General features: G+C 62.9%; 17 protein-coding genes and 1 riboswitch. Of the genes, 7 read left to right on the top strand and 10 right to left on the bottom strand.

The window, feature by feature from the left end; translation table 11 throughout:
- Window positions 1-2 precede the first annotated feature (2 nt).
- The 5 genes from M729_RS0119465 to M729_RS0119445 all read left to right on the top strand — a co-directional run bounded on the left by M729_RS0119465 (window position 3) and on the right by M729_RS0119445 (window position 4,803).
- The gene (locus tag M729_RS0119465; RefSeq protein WP_027162569.1) at window positions 3-968 is read left to right on the top strand and encodes a type II secretion system F family protein; all 966 of its coding nucleotides are present in this window, start codon (window positions 3-5) and stop codon (window positions 966-968) included.
- 1 nt (window position 969) lies between these two features.
- Window positions 970-1,932 carry a type II secretion system F family protein gene (locus M729_RS0119460; RefSeq protein ID WP_013531958.1) on the top strand — a complete coding sequence of 321 codons (963 nt, stop codon included), beginning with the start codon at window positions 970-972 and terminating at the stop codon, window positions 1,930-1,932.
- Window positions 1,933-2,012: 80 nt separating this feature from the next.
- Window positions 2,013-2,837: a hypothetical protein gene (locus M729_RS0119455; protein WP_027162568.1), complete on the top strand. Its 825-nt coding sequence runs from the start codon at window positions 2,013-2,015 to the stop codon at window positions 2,835-2,837.
- A 160-nt stretch (window positions 2,838-2,997) separates the two neighbouring features.
- Window positions 2,998-3,468: a hypothetical protein gene (locus tag M729_RS0119450; protein ID WP_027162567.1), complete on the top strand. Its 471-nt coding sequence runs from the start codon at window positions 2,998-3,000 to the stop codon at window positions 3,466-3,468.
- Between the two features lie 159 nt (window positions 3,469-3,627).
- Window positions 3,628-4,803 (top strand): GGDEF domain-containing protein, encoded by a 1,176-nt coding sequence (locus tag M729_RS0119445; protein ID WP_027162566.1) that lies wholly within the window; start codon window positions 3,628-3,630, stop codon window positions 4,801-4,803.
- 1 nt (window position 4,804) lies between these two features.
- On the opposite strand, the gene gcvP is transcribed toward M729_RS0119445, so the two are convergent.
- The 3 genes from gcvP to gcvT are packed head-to-tail and all read right to left on the bottom strand — an operon-like array spanning window position 4,805 to window position 9,107.
- Window positions 4,805-7,615: an aminomethyl-transferring glycine dehydrogenase gene (gcvP, locus tag M729_RS0119440; RefSeq protein ID WP_027162565.1), complete on the bottom strand. Its 2,811-nt coding sequence runs from the start codon at window positions 7,613-7,615 to the stop codon at window positions 4,805-4,807.
- 17 nt (window positions 7,616-7,632) lie between these two features.
- Window positions 7,633-8,001 (bottom strand): glycine cleavage system protein GcvH, encoded by a 369-nt coding sequence (gene gcvH, locus M729_RS0119435; RefSeq protein ID WP_027162564.1) that lies wholly within the window; start codon window positions 7,999-8,001, stop codon window positions 7,633-7,635.
- A gap of 5 nt (window positions 8,002-8,006) precedes the next feature.
- Complete coding sequence (gene gcvT / locus M729_RS0119430; RefSeq protein ID WP_027162563.1) at window positions 8,007-9,107, bottom strand: glycine cleavage system aminomethyltransferase GcvT; 1,101 nt, start codon at window positions 9,105-9,107, stop codon at window positions 8,007-8,009.
- 149 nt (window positions 9,108-9,256) lie between these two features.
- A riboswitch (glycine riboswitch) is annotated at window positions 9,257-9,343 on the bottom strand.
- Window positions 9,344-9,587: 244 nt separating this feature from the next.
- On the opposite strand from gcvT, the gene M729_RS0119425 reads away from it, so the two are divergent.
- Window positions 9,588-10,589 carry a hypothetical protein gene (locus M729_RS0119425; protein ID WP_027162562.1) on the top strand — a complete coding sequence of 334 codons (1,002 nt, stop codon included), beginning with the start codon at window positions 9,588-9,590 and terminating at the stop codon, window positions 10,587-10,589.
- Between the two features lie 37 nt (window positions 10,590-10,626).
- Here the strand turns inward: M729_RS0119425 and M729_RS0119420 are convergent, their stop codons facing one another.
- Together M729_RS0119420 and M729_RS0119415 are read right to left on the bottom strand one after the other, a co-directional pair.
- Window positions 10,627-11,355 (bottom strand): GntR family transcriptional regulator, encoded by a 729-nt coding sequence (locus M729_RS0119420; RefSeq protein ID WP_027162561.1) that lies wholly within the window; start codon window positions 11,353-11,355, stop codon window positions 10,627-10,629.
- 8 nt (window positions 11,356-11,363) lie between these two features.
- Window positions 11,364-12,644 (bottom strand): D-amino acid dehydrogenase, encoded by a 1,281-nt coding sequence (locus M729_RS0119415; RefSeq protein ID WP_027162560.1) that lies wholly within the window; start codon window positions 12,642-12,644, stop codon window positions 11,364-11,366.
- A gap of 221 nt (window positions 12,645-12,865) precedes the next feature.
- Here M729_RS0119415 and M729_RS0119410 point away from each other — a divergent pair, with 221 nt between their 5' ends.
- Window positions 12,866-13,663, top strand: coding sequence for an aspartate/glutamate racemase family protein (locus tag M729_RS0119410; RefSeq protein WP_027162559.1), 798 nt, complete (start codon window positions 12,866-12,868; stop codon window positions 13,661-13,663).
- Between the two features lie 31 nt (window positions 13,664-13,694).
- On the opposite strand, the gene M729_RS0119405 is transcribed toward M729_RS0119410, so the two are convergent.
- The 5 genes from M729_RS0119405 to M729_RS0119385 form a co-directional block, all read right to left on the bottom strand.
- Window positions 13,695-14,486: a molybdopterin-binding protein gene (locus tag M729_RS0119405; protein ID WP_013531947.1), complete on the bottom strand. Its 792-nt coding sequence runs from the start codon at window positions 14,484-14,486 to the stop codon at window positions 13,695-13,697.
- Window position 14,487: 1 nt separating this feature from the next.
- On the bottom strand, window positions 14,488-15,369 hold the full coding sequence (locus tag M729_RS0119400; RefSeq protein ID WP_024505335.1) for a cytochrome b/b6 domain-containing protein: 882 nt from the start codon (window positions 15,367-15,369) through the stop codon (window positions 14,488-14,490).
- A gap of 97 nt (window positions 15,370-15,466) precedes the next feature.
- Window positions 15,467-16,144 (bottom strand): DUF1345 domain-containing protein, encoded by a 678-nt coding sequence (locus tag M729_RS0119395; RefSeq protein ID WP_013531945.1) that lies wholly within the window; start codon window positions 16,142-16,144, stop codon window positions 15,467-15,469.
- A 23-nt stretch (window positions 16,145-16,167) separates the two neighbouring features.
- Window positions 16,168-16,638, bottom strand: coding sequence for a YaiI/YqxD family protein (locus tag M729_RS0119390; RefSeq protein WP_024505334.1), 471 nt, complete (start codon window positions 16,636-16,638; stop codon window positions 16,168-16,170).
- A gap of 69 nt (window positions 16,639-16,707) precedes the next feature.
- Window positions 16,708-17,126, bottom strand: a 419-nt coding sequence (locus M729_RS0119385) for a zinc-binding dehydrogenase (protein WP_027162557.1), incomplete at its 5' end; no start/stop codon positions are given.

Genomic DNA, 17,126 nt, shown 5'->3' with positions numbered 1-17,126 from the left:
AAGTGTTCGATGGAATGAGCGCGATCTATGTCGTCTATGCCGCGGCCGCGCTGACCGGCATCCTGATCGCCGAGGCCTGTTACCTGCTTTATGCCGGCCGCAGCGACAAGCGCACCGCCATCAACCGGCGCATGAGGCTGCAGGAAAACAAGATCAGCCAGGAGCAGGTGCTCGTCCAACTGCGCAAGGAGCGCGGCCTTGACGCGGGCACGCCGCTGTTTTCGGCGGACCGGTTTCGCGCGCTGCGAACCCAGTCGGGCATGATCATGCCGCTGTCGAAATTCCTGATGATCACCTGCGGCGTGGCGATGGCGATGGCCCTGGTCGCCATCTGGTACGGCTTGCCGCCGCTGATGGGGTTCGTCCTGTTCGTGGTGCTCATGCCGCTATTGCCGGTGCTGACGCTGCGTTTCAAGCGCAAGCGCCGGCTGAAGCGGTTCGGCATGCAGTTGCCGGAGGCGCTGGAACTGATCACGCGTGGCCTGAAGGCCGGCCACCCGGTGCCGGTGGCGATCGCCATGGTGGCGCGCGAGATGCCCGACCCGATCGGCAGCGAGTTCGGCGTCATCGCCGACGAAGTGACCTACGGATCCGATCTGGTTTCGGCGTTGAACTCGCTGTTCGACCGGGTCGGCCAGGAGGATCTGCCGTTGTTCGTCACCGCCGTCTCGATCCAGACCAGTTCGGGCGGCAATCTGCGCGAGATCCTCGACGGCCTGGCGACGACGATTCGCGAGCGTGGCAAGCTGCGCCGCAAGGTGCGCGCCATTGCGACAGAAGGCCGGATGTCGGCCTACATTCTGACGGCCGTGCCGGCGTTGCTGTTTGCCGCCATCATGGCACTGATGCCGGGCTTCTACAGCGACGTCTGGGGCGAGCCGAAGACCTGGTATCTGCTTGGCGCGTCGATCACCTGGCTGATGCTGGGCAATCTGATGATGTTCAAGATGTCGAATTTCAAGTTCTGACATGCAGGGCTTCATCGAATTCCTCGCCTCGCTTGCGCCGACCTCATTGATGCCGGTGGCCATACTGCTGCTGGCGGTGGGTGCTGCCGCTGTTGCCTGGCCTGTTGTCATGGCGAAGGGCGATCGCAACGAGGTCATGCGCCGGCTCAGGGTCGACAACGGTCCCGTGGCCGCCAAACCGGAGCCGGTGCAAAAGAAGAATACCGGCATCGTGCGCGAGAAGGCGGTGAAGCGGGCGCAGGAATTCTACGCCAGGAGCGATCCGGAAAATGTCGCCCGGCTGCGCATGAAGCTTATCCAGGCGGGCTACATGGAGCCGCGCGCTGTCGGTACGTTCTTCCTGATCCGGTTCACCGCGATGATCGGCACGGCAATCGGTGTGTTTGTGCTCAACCGCTGGATGGCCAGTCCGGACGCAACGATGGCCAGCCGCTGGACATTCGTCATCCTGTCGGGTGCGGCCGGTTATTTCCTGCCCGGCCTGGTGCTGAGCCAGAAAGTGCGGGAACGCAGGCGTGAGTACCGCAACGGGTTTCCCGATTTCATGGACCTGATGATTGTCTGCTCGGATGCCGGCATGAGCATGGAGGCAGGCATAGAGCGCGTCTCCAAGGAACTCGCCAAGACTTATCCCGCGCTCAGCCAGAACCTGCAGCTGGTGTCGCTGGAACTGAGGGCCGGGCGCAGCCTCGACGATGCGCTGAAGGCGCTCGCCGATCGCCTCAGCCTGGACGAGGTGCGTTCCTTCGCCACGCTGCTGCAGCAGTCCAAGGAACTCGGCACCAGCCTGTCGGGGGCGCTGCGCGTCTTCTCCGACGACATGCGCCATAAGCGTATGTCGTTGGCCGAGGAAAAGGCGCACGCTCTGCCTGCCAAGATGTCGGTGCCCGTGGTTGTGTGCATCCTGCCGGTGGTGCTGATGATCGCGGCCATTCCAGTCATCGTCAAAATGACGGCGCACTAGCGAGCGCTCCACAAAAGCCCTAGCAAGGGGCTGACAAACCATTGTTCTGACCGAACCCGGCTTTGCAGGTGAGAAAGTCCATGCTGCTGCGCACCCTCTTCCTTGGCCTTGCCGCGGCCAGCCTGTCGCCCGCCTGGGCCGTGGCCGACGATTGCGGCGATGCCGCCGCCTTGGTGCAGCAGGCCTATCCCAAAGCTCGAAAGAGCGCCGACGGCACCTCGTTCACGCTCGAACCCCACACCAGCATTGCCCTGACATTCGCGTATGGCGATCCGCCAGGGCTGGTTTGCAAGATCTGGCCCGCCCATGACGACCTGCTGTTGGTCGCAGTGCCGCTGATGGACGGGTCCCAACCCAGCGACTACGCGCATGCCGGCGATATCGAGCTTTTGATTGTCGACAGGAAGAGCCGGCAGGTGCGCCAGCGCCTGCTCCAGCCCGGGCTGATGAATGATGATGCCATCGCCATCCGCCAGGTGGAGCTTGATACCGGCCGCTATGCGCTGGCGCCCAATGTTACTGCCTTTGGCCTGCGCATCGAAATGGCAAACAATTCGCTGCCTAATCCGTTCAGTGAAACCGACCTGCGGCTCTATGCCGTCGATGGCGATTCCCTGAGGATGGTGCTCGATGGCCTGGTCGTGGCCGGCAATGGCGGCGAGGGTGATACCAATTGCGCCGGATCCTTCCATACCAGTCGGGTTAGCCTGGCGATGAGCCCGGCCAAACATCATGGCTACCACGACATAACGGTGGTCGAGCGAATGGATACCGACAATCCGTTGCCCGACAAGGATGGCGAGTGCCAGTCCCATCCCGGCAAGTCCGTGAGCCAAACCTACCGGCTGCGCTATGACGGCAGCCGGTATACGGCTCCTGCGGGGCTCAAAGCCCTGGAGCCGTGAGGACGCCGCTGGCTGCGACTGAAGCACCGCGGCCTGGTGGTTAATGGCTGGTGTGCCCGAAGCCGAATTTTGGCGGCGTTTCGGCACCGAAGTTTAATCGCCGCTGATATATTGTGTTTCCTGAAGAACGACCCGGCAAATCGGGCGATGAGGCAGGGGCATGCGTCACAATAATTTCCCGGCAATGGCCATGATGGCGGCCGTCTTGATGATGTCTGGCTGTTCGACGAGTGGCGTCGACACCACCAAGACCACCGCCATCCAACCGGCGGCTAAAGACACCGAAACCTCCGATCTGGCGCAAGGCAAGGCGCAGTTTCGCGACGCTAATTACGGCCTCGCCGAAAAGCACTTCCGCAAGGCCGTCGAGTTGAAGGCCGACAATGCGGAGGCCTGGATGGGGCTCGCGGCTTCCTATGATGAACTCGGCCGCTTCGACTTCGCCGACCGTGCCTACGGCCAGCTTCTGAAAGTCGCCGGTCGCAGGCCGCAGATCGTCAACAATATGGGTTATTCGCAACTGTTGCGCGGCAATCGCAAGAAGGCCAAGGCGCTGCTGCTCGAAGCGAAGGCCGGCATGGCCGATCCCACCGTCGTCAACGCCAATCTCGCTCTCCTGAACAAGGGTTGATCTCGCGTCCAATGGTCCGGTTTCGGGACACGTGCCATCGACGCTTTGTAAACCCTATCTGCAGGTTGCATCGATGGATCGCCTGAAAATCCGTATTTGGGGCAGCCGCTGACCTAGAATGCAGCGCAACCGCGGACGCTCGAGAGGCCCTTGCCCGATATGCTGGACTTCAGTTCGCTCCTGCTCGCAGCCGCGCTGTCGGGCATATGCCTCAGCGTCACCATGTTTGCGATCTGGTTCACCGCACCCAAGGCAGGTTTCGTGCTGACGGTGGCGTGCGGAATTCTGGTGCTCGTCGCGCATGTGATCCTGTTCTGGCGGTACACCAAGGATCCCGATCCGCTGCTTTGCCAGATCGTGCTTGCGCTGCTCAGCCTGGGGTTCCTGATCCTCTGCTTGTCGGCCATGCAATATCTCGGCGTGCCCGGCTACAGGCGCGCCGTTGCACCGGCGCTTGCTGCCATGGCCATTTGTGCCATCGTGACCTTTATGGGCTTTGACGGCGTTGGTTTCATCATCACCTACACCACGGTGACGGCGCTGCTGTCGGCGATCGGCGCCATGTTCTGGATCAACGGCAGTCACGATCGCCGCATCCTGCTGGTGGTTTCGTTTCTGAGCGGCACCTGCGCGATGTCGTTTGCGCTTTGCGGCGTGGTTCTGCTGACCAAGGGGCAATGGACGCTCGCGGTTGCGCCCGACAATTGGGCCGAACGATTGAATTCCGTCGTGGCGGTGGCCTGCATGACCGGGCTCGGAGCATTGACGCTCTCCCTCCATCATCTGCAGGCGCAGATCGAGCTCAAGGCCGAGACCATGACCGACCCGCTGACAGGGTTGCTGAACCGCCGGGCATTGACGTCGCTCTACGGCGAACGGAGTTTCGGTCCGTTCATGTCCATCGTCATGTTCGACCTCGACCACTTCAAGCGGACGAACGATGTCTATGGTCACCCGGTAGGGGATCAGGTCCTGTGCCGCTTTGCCGCCGTCATCAAGCGATATGCCAGGACCGGCGTCGACGCCTTTCGCCTGGGCGGCGAGGAGTTCGCAATCGTCATGTCGCGGATGACGGATGAAAAAGCCTACGATCTCGCCAGCAAGATCGGCGTGGCTTTCGGCGCCGAAATCGTCCCCACCCAGCTTGGCAAATTGCGCAGCACGGTCAGCGGCGGCATCGGCTTTGGCGAGGCAAGCGGCAGCAGCCTCGACAACGTGCTCACCGAGGCAGACGCGGCGCTCTATGCCGCCAAACGCGCCGGACGAAATTGCGTCATCAGCCGCAAGAGGATGGGCAAGGCCGAGCCGATCAAGCCGGCCTTGCGCTCAGCGTAAATTACTCCGCGGCCCCCAGATAGTCGGACAGCGGCGGGCACGAGCAGACCAGGTTGCGGTCGCCGGCGACATTGTCGATGCGTGACACCGGAGGCCAGTACTTGGCTGCCGTGTCGGCGTCGCCGGCCGGATAGGCCGCTTCCAGGCGCGAGTAGGGATGGTTCCACTGGCCGGCCAGCGCCTCGGCGGCGGTGTGCGGCGCGTTGACCAGCGGATTGTCGGCCAAAGGCCATTCGCCCCTGGCGACTTTTGCTGCCTCTGCCGATATCGCGATCATGGCCTCGCAGAAGCGGTCGATTTCCCGCTTAGGCTCGGACTCGGTCGGCTCCACCATCAGCGTGCCGGCGACCGGGAAGGACATGGTCGGCGCGTGAAAACCATAATCGATCAGCCGCTTGGCGACATCGTCGACACTGATGCCTGCACTCTCCTTGAGCACACGGGTGTCGAGGATGCATTCATGCGCGACGCGTCCCTGCCTGCCCTTGTAGAGCACCGGGAAATGCGCACCGAGCCGCGTTGCGATGTAATTGGCGGACAGGATCGCCGTTTCGGTCGCCTGCTTCAGGCCCGAGGCGCCCATCATGCGGATATACATCCAGGTGATCGGCAGGATCGAGGCGCTGCCGAAGGGGGCGGCGGAGACGGCGTGCGCCGAGCCTTCGGTGACATGGCCGGGCAAATACGGCTTCAAATGCGCCTTGACGCCGATCGGCCCGATGCCGGGTCCGCCGCCGCCATGCGGAATGCAGAAGGTCTTGTGCAGGTTCATATGGCAGACATCGGCGCCGATGTCGCCGGGACGGGCAAGCCCGACCAGCGCGTTGAGGTTGGCACCGTCGAAATAGACCTGGCCGCCATGCTCATGGATCAGCGCGCAGAGATCGCGTGCGCCTTCCTCGAACACGCCATGCGTCGAGGGATAGGTGAACATCAGCGCTGCGAGATTTTGCGCATGCTCAGTCGCCTTGGCCTTCATGTCGTCCATGTCGATGTTGCCGTCTTCGGTGCAGCGCACGACGACGACGTTCATGCCGGCCATCGCCGCGCTCGCGGGATTGGTGCCATGCGCCGAGGAGGGGATCAGGCAGACGGTGCGGTGGTTGTCGCCGCGAGAGCGGTGATAGCCGCGGATGGCGAGCAGTCCGGCATATTCGCCCTGGCTGCCGGCATTGGGCTGCAACGTGACGGCGTCGAAGCCGGTGATCTCCGACAGCCAGCTCTCCAGCTCCCCGATCATGGCGCGGTAGCCTGCCGAGTGCGCGGCCGGGGCGAAAGGGTGCAGATTGGCAATGCTCGGCCAGCTCACCGGCATCATCTCGGCGGCGGCGTTGAGCTTCATGGTGCAGGATCCCAGCGGGATCATGGCGCGGTCGAGCGCCAGGTCCTTGTCGGCCAGCCGGCGCAGGAAGCGCATCATCTCGGTTTCCGACTTGTTTTCGTGGAAAACAGGCTGGGTCAGGAACTCCTTGCCGCGCGGCTTGCCGGGCACCGTGCTGTCGGCGGAGGCACCAGCCTTGGCGCCGAACAGGGCCGCGATTGCGTCGAGATCGGCCTCGGTGGAGGTTTCGTCGAAGGCGATGCCGATGTGGTCGGCATCGACGGCACGCAGCAATCTACCGCCCTTTTCAGCGGCGGCGGCGATCGAAGCTGCCTTGCCCTTCACCTCGGCCGTCACCGTGTCGAAGCGGCTTGACCCGGGCACGGAGATGTTTGCTGCTTTGAGCCCGGCGGCAAGACGATTGGCCAGCGTGTGGATGCGCCCGGCAATCGCCTGCAGCCCGGCGGGGCCGTGCCAGATGGCATAGGCGGTCGCCATATTGGCGAGCAGCGCCTGCGCGGTGCAGATGTTGGAGGTCGCCTTGTCGCGGCGGATATGCTGCTCACGCGTCTGCAAGGCAAGCCGGTATCCGGGCCGGCCCTTGCTGTCGGTGGACTGGCCGACCAGGCGGCCAGGCATCAGCCGCGTCAGCCTGTCGGAGACGGCGCAATAGGCCGCGTGCGGGCCGCCAAAGCCCATCGGCACGCCAAAGCGCTGCATCGGGCCGACGGCGATGTCGGCGCCAAGCTTGGCCGGCGCGTCGGTCAGCGTCAGGCCGAGCGGGTCGGCGATGAAGACGACGAGGGCGCCGGTCGCGTGTGCCTTGTCGATCGCTGCCTTGTGGTCGCCATAGACACCAAAAGTATCCGGCCAGGAGACAAGCAGGGCGGCGGTGTTGTCGTCGATCGTCTCGCCATCGATCTCGATGCCGAGCGGCTCGGCGCGGGTGCGCACCACGTCCAGCGTCTGCGGGTGCGGCGTGCCGGCAAGTGCTACTTTGGTGCGCTTGTCGCGGTGATGGCGCAGTGCAATGCCGACCGCCTCGGCCACGGCGGTTGCTTCATCCAGCAGCGACGCCGATGCCACCGGCAGGCCGGTCAGTTCGGTGACCAGGGTCTGGAAGTTGAACAGCATTTCCAGCCGGCCCTGGCTGATCTCGGCCTGATAGGGCGTGTAGGCCGTATACCAGGCCGGGTTCTCGAACAGATTGCGCTGGATAACCGGCGGCACATGGACGCCGTGATAACCGGCGCCGATGAAGCTCTTCAGCACCGTATTCCCGGCCATGACAGCCGAAAGCTCAGCCAGCGCTTCCGCCTCGCTCGCTGGTGCCGGCAGGGCAAGCGGCCGATCGAGCCGGATCGACTTCGGGACGGACTGGCTGATCAGCGTCTCGATCGAGGGCACGCCGATGGCGGCCAGCATGGCTCTGGTATCGTTGAGGCCGGGACCGATATGGCGGGCCGAGAAGGGGTAGGGTGCTGCGGTCATCTCAATAAGTCCTGATATCAACCGATATGGGCTTTGTAGGCGGCCTCATCCATGAGACCGGCGAGCTGGCTTTCGTTGGCAAGCTTCATCTTCCACAGCCAGCCGGCCCCTGTTGCGGCCGAATTGACCAGTGACGGATCCGACGACAGCGTGCCGTTGGCCTCGGTGATCTCGCCGTCGACTGGTGCATAGACATCGGATGCCGCCTTGACGGATTCGACCACGACGGCGGTGTCGCCCTTGGTCAATTTCTTTCCCGTCTCCGGCAGTTCGACGAAGACGAGGTCGCCGAGCTGCTCCTGCGCGTAATCAGTGATGCCGACCGTGGCGATGCCGCCCTCGACGCGGAGCCACTCGTGATCTGATGTGAAATAGGTCGTTGCCATTGAGATCATCCTTTTCGGTAGCGATGCGGTGTGAAGGGCAGGGAGCTGATATCGACTGGGATTTTCGTGCCGCGCACATCGGCGAAAACCCGTATTCCGGGCTTTGCCAGAGGTGTCGAGACATAGCCCATGGCGACCGGATGGCCGGCCGAGGGGCCGAAGCCGCCCGACGTGACATGGCCGGCCGGATTGCCGTCGGCGTCGAAGAGCGCGGCACCGCCACGCACCGGCTGGCGGCCTTCCGGCTTCAAACCGACGCGCTTTTGCGCGGGTCCTCGTTCCACCGCGGCGCGGAGCGCATCGGCGCCGATGAAAGTGCCGGAAGCGCGGATGTCCTTTGGGATTGCCCACATCAAGGCGGCGCTGGCCGGGTCGGTTTCCGGTGTGATGTCCTGGCCATGCAGGCAGAGACCGGCCTCCAGGCGCAGGCTGTCGCGCGCAGCCAGGCCGATCCACAGCACGCGCTCGTCTCCGAGCAGCTTCGCGACGAGGTCGCGTGCATCGGCCTCCGGCAAGCCGATCTCGAACCCGTCCTCGCCGGTATAGCCCGACCGGCTCATGAACCAGTTCTTGCGCGGTTCGACCCCATGCATGAACAGCAGCGAGCCGGTCTCGATGCCGGCGCGGGAAAGGGCGGCCCAGGCTTCAGGACCCTGGATGGCCAGGAAGACGCGGTCGAGCGGCTCGATCCTGGCGTCGAAATCCGCGGCAAGTGCACGCAAATGCTTTTCGTCGGCTACGGCGTTGCCGGCATTGGCGACCACCATGAACCTGGCATCGCCAAGCCTGGTGACGATCAGGTCGTCGAGGATGCCGCCTGCTTCGTTGAGGAAAAAGGACAGTTTGGATTGCGAGATTTCGAGCGCGCCGGCATCCAGTGGGCAGGCACGGTTGAGCAGTGCCGCCGCTTCCGGTCCGCTGACCTCGAACAGCTTCATATGCGAGATGTCGAACAGGCCGGCCTGCTCGCGGGTGTGAAGGTGTTCCTTCATGACGCCGGCCGGATAGGTCAGCGGCATCGACCAGCCGGCAAAGGCGCCGAAGCGCGCACCGGCGGCCATATGGATATCTTCAAGGGGAAGGTGTTTTGTGTCGTCGCCCGTCATGTCGTCTCCAGAGTCGCACGCAATCGGTCGCGAATGGCGACCAGTCCGTGCCCCTCTGTCTGAAGCCTGAGAGACTCGCGCAGCCGGAACTCTGTCAGCGGCGCTTACACCTTCGGCGCGGGGGCAAGCCCCGACTTTCCAGAGTGTCTTTCCCGTCTACGGTTCTTTTGCCTGAGAGATTTCGGGCGATTTCCCCTTCGGCGACAGCTCTCGCTGTTCTCTCCCGCAAACAGGTAGGACTCAAGACCCTGAGTCCTCGACGCGCCATCCATAGCTTGCGCGCGACGGCTTGTCACCTGTCAGCAACATCTAAAGCGCGTGCATGTCGTTCTTCAAACCGCGGCACGCTGTCAGGCGACATGCGTTGGCGACAAGTCTTCACTAACCACGCCGTTTGCCGGTTTTTCAAGACACTGCTGATATGTTGGCTTGTATGACGCTATCGGGCCGGCGCTTGGCGACGGCGGACGGGGACGACAAATGGGCGAATTGATCATGAGCGCGCCGGTGGCCGGGCTGACCTCGAAAAGCCGCATCGCCGCGGAGGACGTGGCGATGTTGCGCCATGAAGTGTTCGGCGACGGCGTCGTGACGCGTGGCGAGGCCGAGGCGCTGTTCGCGCTCGATGCCACGGCGAAGGACAAATGCCAGGAATGGCCGCCCTTCTTCATTGAGGCGGTCACCGACTATATCGTCCACCAGGAAAAGCCGTCGGGCTATATCTCGCAGGACAATGCCGACTGGCTGATCCGCACGATCTCGCGCGACGGCATGGTCGACAGCCGGACCGAACTCGAATTGCTGGTGCATGTGCTGGAACAGGCGAAATCGTCGCCGGCCCAGCTTTGTGTGTACGCGCTGGAGCAGGTGGCGCATGCCGTCATTGACGGCAAGGGGCCGCTGATGCTCGGCGGCGCGCTGGCTCCGGGACTCGTCGCGCAGGCGGAGGTCGAGCTTTTGCGCCGGATCCTCCATGCCCATGGCGGCGACGGCAACATCGCCATCACGCGCGCCGAGGCCGAGGTGCTGCTCAAGATCAACGAGCGGACTGCTCAAGGACAAAACGATCCGTCCTGGAACGAGCTGTTCGTCAAGGCGGTCGCCAATTTCGTCATGTGTTCGGCCGGCTACGAAGCACCGACGCGCGACGTGGCGCTGCGCCATGACGCCTTCCTCGAACATGCCGATCCGGAAATCGGCGGCTTCTTCAGCCGCATGATCTCCGGCGGGCTTGCCGGCATCATGGAGGCCTACCGATCTCCTGGCGACATCGAAGCCGAATGGGAAGCCAAGAAAAGGGCGGCCGAGGCCCTGGCCCGCCGTGCCGAGACGATCGATGCCGGCGAAGCCGGCTGGCTGATCGAACATATCGGCGTCGACAGGCCTCTTTACGAGAACGAACGCGCGCTGCTGACCCTGATCAAGCACGCCTCGCCGGAAATTCACCCGGCGCTCAGGCCGCTGCTCGACAAGGTTGCCTGACCGGCCAGGGATTGCTTAATCGGATCCGGGATGCTGGTCAGATCTGATCGACGTCGACGTATATCCGGGCCAGGCCTTCCCGGACGGTCGACATGGCATCGGCGACACTGATGTCGATGTGGTCATGCATGAGCCTTGCGGCCGTGTCGGCATCGCGGGCTACCATGGCTCGGGCGATTTCGCTGTGTTCGGTGTAGGTCGTCGACAGTCGCCGGTGCTTCTCCACTTCGATCTTGCGAACGAAATGGATGCGCGTGTTGATGCCTTCGAGCATGCGCGCCAGTTCGGGATTGCCTGACAGCCTGGCGATGCGGATGTGAAACTCCTCGTCCCTGGCGGTCAGCTCGGCGCTGGAAAACGAGTCGGCGCGCGCCATGGTGAGCGTCCACCAGTCGACGAGCGCGGCGAGCTCTTCATTGGTCGCGCGCTGGATCGCCAGCCTGACGGAGCGCTCCTCGAGAACCGCCCGCACGTCGGAAAGATTGACGACCTCGTCGACATCGAAGCCGCGGCAAAAGAAGCCGCGATTGGTCTGAAAGGTGATGAGTTCCTCCGTGACCAGCCGCTGGAGGGCCTCCCGGATCGGGCTGCGGCTGACATTCAGCCTCGCGGCAAGCGCCACTTCGTTGATGCGCTCGTTCGGCTTGAAGCGATAGTCCATCGCCATGCGACGGATCTCTTCATAGACGCGCGGGCCGGTCTTGATCGGCTTGGATGCCAACGCCGCATTGTCGTCCTGGTTGCTGTGCCTGGCGGGTCGGAGCATGGCGTCGGTCAAGCCTTTGCGGCGCTTGGTTCGGCGAACCGCGCCTGTGTGGGAAGGATACCGTCGAGGGCGATCGGCGCAGCCCGGCCGGCGATCAGGTCGGCGACGATGCGGGCCGATCCATGCGCCATCGTCCATCCAATATGGCCGTGGCCGGTGTTCAGCCAGAGGTTCTTGATGTTGCGCAGGCCGAGGATCGGCAGATTGTCGGGCGTCATGGGTCTCAGGCAGGCCCGCATTTCGGCGCGATCATAGGCGATACCGCGCGGGAACAGGTCCTGCGTGACGCGCTTCATGAAGGCGAAATCCGAAGGCTTGTGGCTGCGATCATAGCCCGCGAATTCCGCGGTGGCGGTGACGCGGATGCGATCGCCCATCGGCGTGATGGCAACGAGATTGTGCTCATCGATGACGGGGAGTTTTGGAGCCAGCGCCGGGTCGACGATGGGAATGGTCAGGGAATATCCTTTGACCGGATAGATCGGCAAACCAAGGCCGATCTTGCGGGCGAGGATCGGGCTTTCGGCGCCGAGACACAGAACGTAGGTGTCGGCCAGAAATTCTCCCTTGTCGGTGACGACCCGGATGATCGCGTCATTCCTGCGTTCGATCCCGACGATCCTCGTGCTTGTCAGGATCTTGCCGCCCCTCGTTTCGACGATGGCCGCCAGCGCGCGCGTGAACTTGGCGGCGTCGCCGGTTTCATCGGTTGGACACATTATGCCGCCGGCAATGCTGCCGCGCGACGAAGCCAGCGCTGGCTCGCGGTCAATGATTTCCTGTGCGTCGACAATGCGGATCTCCTGGCCGTCGGCCTCCAGCAGGCGCATGTTGGCGACGCCCTTGTCGAGCGCCTGACGGCTGCGGTGGAAGTAAAGGATGCCGGCCGAGGTCCTGTCGTATTGGATCGATTCTTCCCTGACGACCGCCTGCAGGACCGATTGGGAATGGACCGCAAGCCGATGTTTGAGGAGGGTGTTGCGACGCGCTTTGGCGGCCGTGCATTCCCTGAGGAAGCGCAGCGACCAGCTGTAGAGATGCGGGTCGGCGGAAAGTTTGAAGCGAAGCGCCTGGTCTTTCAGGAACAGCGACTTCAGCAGGATTTTTGGCGCGGCTGGTGATGACCAGACGAAGGAGTGACCGGGCGCGATCATGCCTGCATTTGCCCAGCTCGCGCCCTCGGCCACCTGCGGTGCCTGCTCGAGAACAGTGACCGCGTGGCCGTCCTTTTGCAACTGATAGGCGGTGGTGATCCCGACCACGCCGCCGCCCAAGATCAATACGCGCATTGCTGTCCCGAAGGGCTGTGTTCCTATTGTCGACAATTCAATAGGAAGACGCCGATCCCTGTCAACGGTGAATGGGTCGGCGACGGACAAGCGATCCGCGCAAGCGCAAAATTAAGGCGTTTACCGGTTCCCAGGATCTGCACAGAGCCCTTGACAGTTTCGGCAATATCGCCGTTTCTATTGTCGACAATTCTGATTGGCATCAGGAAGGGGACTGCGCCATGGACGCCCCGGTTAGCCGCGCCGACGACACGCTTGTCCTCGACAAGGAACACATTCCCTTCAAGACCGATGACGGTATCGGCACGCGCGCCAATCTCGGCCTGCTCGTGCTGCGGACCGACCAGACCATCGAGGATGAATTCCGCTATGCGCTGCCCGCGCGCGACATCGCGCTGTACGAGGCGCGGCTCTACAGCGATGTCGAGATCACACCGGAAAACCTGATGAAAATGTCGGCGGTAATCCCGGCAACGGTGGAACTCTTGCCCGACGTCAAGTTCGATGTGATCGGCTTTGCCTGCACGTCGGGAGCGCTGGTCATCGGCGAGGATAAGGTTGCCGAGCGCGTTCACGAGGTGCTGCCTGGTGTGCAGGTGACCAATCCGGTGACCGCGGCACGCGCCGCGCTGAAGGCCCTGGGGGTCTCGAGGATCGCGCTGCTCACCCCTTACTTGGCGAAAATCAATCATTCGCTGCGGGCATCGCTGATGGCGCGGGGGATGGATATTCCGGTCATGGGCTCCTTCAACGAGGCGGACGACAATGTCGTTGCACGCATCACGCCGGCATCGGTCAAGCAGGCCATCTTGGAAATCGGTGCGTCGAGCGACTGTGATGCGGTGTTCGTTTCCTGCACCAGCATGCGCGTTGCCCGCATCATCGAGGAGGTCGAGAAGGAGTTGGGGAAACCGGTCACTTCCAGCAACCATGCACTTGCCTGGCATATGCTGCGGCTTGGCGGTATTAGCGAGCAGATTGCCGGAAAAGGCGAGCTGTTTCGCCGCTCGCTAGGCTAGCATCTTCAGCGCCGGATTTGCGGTGTGCAGCTCAGATCCCGCCGTACCAGTCATAGCCATTGTCTTCCCAATAGCCGCCCCTGCCACCGCCGACATCGGCAAAGCCGTCGACCAGTTCGATCTTGTAGAGATATTTCGGCATCTTGTAGCCGAGCTGGCGCTCGACGCGAACCCGCAGCGGCGCGCCGTTCTCGACCGGCAGCGGCTTGCCGTTCAGGCCGTAGGCGAGGATCGTCTGCGGGTGACGGGCATCGATGAGGTCGATGGTGCCATAATATTTGATGTCGCCCGACAGGCTGCGGTCGATCGTGTCGAGGCAATGGAACATGACATAGCGCGCCTGCGGTTTGACCACCGCCTGGTCCAGCACCAGCGACAGCGGCGTGCCGGTCCATTTGGCTATGCAGCTCCAGCCTTCGACGCAGTCATGGCGGGTGATCTGGGTGCGGCTTGGCATGTTCTGGAGCTGCTCGCGGCTGAGCGACAGCGGCTTTTCGACAAGACCCGTCACTTCCAGACGCCAGTCGGCGAAATTGTTGGCGAGCAGGCCCTTGTAGACGTCGTCATCGGGAGCGGTGACGCCGTTCGGCCGCTGCGGCTGGCGGATATCGGCCTCGGTGAATTCCGGCGCCAGCGCACCGCGTCCGGCGAGCAGGCGTTGCGCCCGGTATGTCAGGCCATTGGCGTTTTCGAGGAAACTGCGCAGGCCGCTGCCGACGCTTAGCTGGCTGTCAAAGGCGTCGCAGCCCGACAGCATGATACCGGAAGCGCCAAGGCCGGCAGCGGTCAGGAATTTGCGGCGGCTGATCTCAAACTTCGCCATGTCAGGCACTCCTCTCGGCTGTATTGTCGTCCTGTGCGGGAGGATCGGTGCGGTACCAGCCGGTGATGATCGAGCGCAGCTCGTTGATCGGGCCGGCGGCCAGGATCATCAGGATATGGACGACGAAGAAGGCGACCAGCAGCACCATGACGGTGAAATGGATGGTGCGTGCCGTCTGCCGGCCACCGAGCAGATCGTTGAGGAAAGGCAGCACCGAGTTCATGCTTGGCGACATCGCCAGACCGGTGATGATCATCAGCGGCAGCAGCACGAACAGAACCCCGCCATAGGCCATCTTCTGCAGCGTGTTGTATTCGCGCGTGTGATGGAATTTGAGCTTGGCGTGGTCGACGATGTCTTGCGGCAACCGCTTCAAATCGTCGAGGCGTGGCGCGAGATCGCGCCGCAAATGGCCGTTCACGGTGCTGGCGACAAACCAGACGATCAACGTCGTGGTGAGTATCCAGGCAAAGAAGAAATGGATGACGCGCGCAGTGCCGAGATCATAGTAGGACGGGATGGTCGCCCAGGACGGGAAGGCGCGGGACGTCTCCTGGCCGGCCGGACCCGACCAGCCGAGCACCCCAGTGGTGTCGAAGCGCTTGCCGAAGATCTCCGTGTAGCCGCGCGGACCCGCATCGGAGTTCTCGGCGCCGATGGCGAAGATGGTGTTGTTGTAATCGAAGCCCGATTGCTTGCCGATATAGAGCTGCGGACGGGCATTGAAGATCTGCAGGCCGGACAACAGCATGAAGAACAGCGAGATCGCCCACAGCCAATGCGTCAGCCGCGTCCAGCGCGACTGCCGGTAAATCAGCGTTTTGTCGTTCGACGCCGAAGCGCCTGGATCGGCGGCGGATTGGCTTCTGGCAACGGATTCCATCGTGTTTCGTCTCCCGGCCTCGCGGCATGGCCTGCGCGCTCATTGTCCTCCTGATACGTCGCGATCCAAACCGATGTTTCATCCGATCACGGATTTATTACGGACCGCCCAGGCTGACGGCGAGATTGACGGCAGCGGCGACGATGACCGTGTTGAAGAAAAACGACAGGATCGAGTGGACAAGCACGACACGACGCATATGCGTCGTCGAGATGTTGGTGTCGGCGGTCTGCGCCGTCATGCCGATCACCGTCGAGAAATAGAGGAAGTCCCAACCCTCCGGCCGTTTGTCGCCCGGAAACAGCAGTCCGCCGACCGGGATTTTCTTCCTGGTCTCGGCATCCATCGCATCGCCATCCATCCAGTAGACATGAGCATAATGGAGCGCTGCCATGGCATGGATGGTGAACCAGCCGAGCGGGATCGACAGCAGCGCGAAGAAGAGCTCGATGGGATGGCTTCTGTCCTTCTGATTGATCAGCAGGAACAATGCGACAACGGCAACGCCGACGACGACAAGCGTCACGGCGAAGATGACCAGCACCGGCTGGTCGGTGGCGCGCGCATTCTTGCTCAGATACCTGCCGGTGAACTTCGGCATCTGGGCGACGACGAGAATGACATAGGCGGCAAAGAACGCGTTGGCGCCGATCGAATAGGCAAGCGGAGCGTGCAGCAGCAACGCCACCAGAAGCGCAAAGACGCCGAAGCAGGCAGACACAGCAAACAGCATGTGGCGCTGCATGGGTTTGTCTATCGGAGCTTCGGCGGCCATGGTGGTTCCAGCCCTGGATAGCGCTAATCCGGTGTGGCCGATTTCATGGCACGCCGCAAGATGCGATCGAGTTCGCCCAGAAACCGCGACCGGTCTTGCGGCGCGAAGCTGGCATTGTAGCCCTTGCTTTCGCCGGTCTCGCGCAGATGCTGCTTCAGGTCGCGCATCGCCACCGCCATGCCGATCGTTTCCGGCGTGAAGGGACGTCCGGTTGGCCCAAGCACATGGGCGCCAAGCGCTACCGCGCGGGCGGCCAGCGGAATGTCGGCGGTGATCACAATGTCGTTGGTGCGTGCATTGTCGACGATCCAGTCGTCGGCGGCATCAGCGCCCTTGGAGACCACGACATTGCGGACCATCGGATCGCGCGACGGCCGCAGGCCGCCATTGGAGACGTAGGTGACAAGGACGCCATGCCGGTCGGCCACTTTTTCGACCTCGGCCTTGACCGGGCAGGCATCTGCATCGACGAGAATGGCGGGGAGTTCGCTCATGTTTCTTTTCTCCTCCCATTGTGAACCACGGAGGCCGCGCGCCGGTTGGACCGCGGCCTGTGATCTTCCTCAGTAAACCACGACGCTTCTGATCGATTTGCCCTCATGCATGAGATCGAAACCCTTGTTGATGTCCTCGAGCTTGAGCGTGTGGGTGATCATAGGGTCGATCTGGATCTTGCCGTCCATGTACCAGTCGACGATCTTCGGCACATCGGTGCGGCCGCGCGCGCCGCCGAAGGCGGTGCCCATCCAGGTGCGGCCGGTGACCAGCTGGAACGGCCGCGTCGAGATCTCCTGGCCGGCGCCGGCAACGCCGATGACCACCGACTTGCCCCAGCCGCGATGCGAGGCTTCGAGCGCCTGACGCATCACCTTGGTGCTGCCGGTGCAGTCGAATGTGTAGTCGGCGCCGCCGATCTGGTCGGCGCCACGCTTGGTCATGTTGACGAGGTAGGGCACGACATCGCCGTCGATCTCCTTCGGAT

The sequence above is a fragment of the Mesorhizobium sp. WSM1293 genome (genome assembly GCF_000513875.1).
GTDB lineage: Bacteria > Pseudomonadota > Alphaproteobacteria > Rhizobiales > Rhizobiaceae > Mesorhizobium > Mesorhizobium ciceri.
This window is presented reverse-complemented; position numbering and strand designations above follow the sequence as displayed.

What these genes read in the sequence shown, in the direction of transcription:
- M729_RS0119460 (WP_013531958.1), top strand. Translation starts at nt 970, where the DNA reads ATGCAGGGCTTCATCGAATTCCTCGCCTCGCTTGCGCCGACCTCATTG.
- M729_RS0119455 (WP_027162568.1), top strand. Translation starts at nt 2,013, where the DNA reads ATGCTGCTGCGCACCCTCTTCCTTGGCCTTGCCGCGGCCAGCCTGTCG.
- M729_RS0119450 (WP_027162567.1), top strand. Translation starts at nt 2,998, where the DNA reads ATGCGTCACAATAATTTCCCGGCAATGGCCATGATGGCGGCCGTCTTG.
- M729_RS0119445 (WP_027162566.1), top strand. Translation starts at nt 3,628, where the DNA reads ATGCTGGACTTCAGTTCGCTCCTGCTCGCAGCCGCGCTGTCGGGCATA.
- gcvP (WP_027162565.1), bottom strand. Translation starts at nt 7,615, where the DNA reads ATGACCGCAGCACCCTACCCCTTCTCGGCCCGCCATATCGGTCCCGGC.
- gcvH (WP_027162564.1), bottom strand. Translation starts at nt 8,001, where the DNA reads ATGGCAACGACCTATTTCACATCAGATCACGAGTGGCTCCGCGTCGAG.
- gcvT (WP_027162563.1), bottom strand. Translation starts at nt 9,107, where the DNA reads ATGACGGGCGACGACACAAAACACCTTCCCCTTGAAGATATCCATATG.
- M729_RS0119425 (WP_027162562.1), top strand. Translation starts at nt 9,588, where the DNA reads ATGGGCGAATTGATCATGAGCGCGCCGGTGGCCGGGCTGACCTCGAAA.
- M729_RS0119420 (WP_027162561.1), bottom strand. Translation starts at nt 11,355, where the DNA reads ATGCTCCGACCCGCCAGGCACAGCAACCAGGACGACAATGCGGCGTTG.
- M729_RS0119415 (WP_027162560.1), bottom strand. Translation starts at nt 12,644, where the DNA reads ATGCGCGTATTGATCTTGGGCGGCGGCGTGGTCGGGATCACCACCGCC.
- M729_RS0119410 (WP_027162559.1), top strand. Translation starts at nt 12,866, where the DNA reads ATGGACGCCCCGGTTAGCCGCGCCGACGACACGCTTGTCCTCGACAAG.
- M729_RS0119405 (WP_013531947.1), bottom strand. Translation starts at nt 14,486, where the DNA reads ATGGCGAAGTTTGAGATCAGCCGCCGCAAATTCCTGACCGCTGCCGGC.
- M729_RS0119400 (WP_024505335.1), bottom strand. Translation starts at nt 15,369, where the DNA reads ATGGAATCCGTTGCCAGAAGCCAATCCGCCGCCGATCCAGGCGCTTCG.
- M729_RS0119395 (WP_013531945.1), bottom strand. Translation starts at nt 16,144, where the DNA reads ATGGCCGCCGAAGCTCCGATAGACAAACCCATGCAGCGCCACATGCTG.
- M729_RS0119390 (WP_024505334.1), bottom strand. Translation starts at nt 16,638, where the DNA reads ATGAGCGAACTCCCCGCCATTCTCGTCGATGCAGATGCCTGCCCGGTC.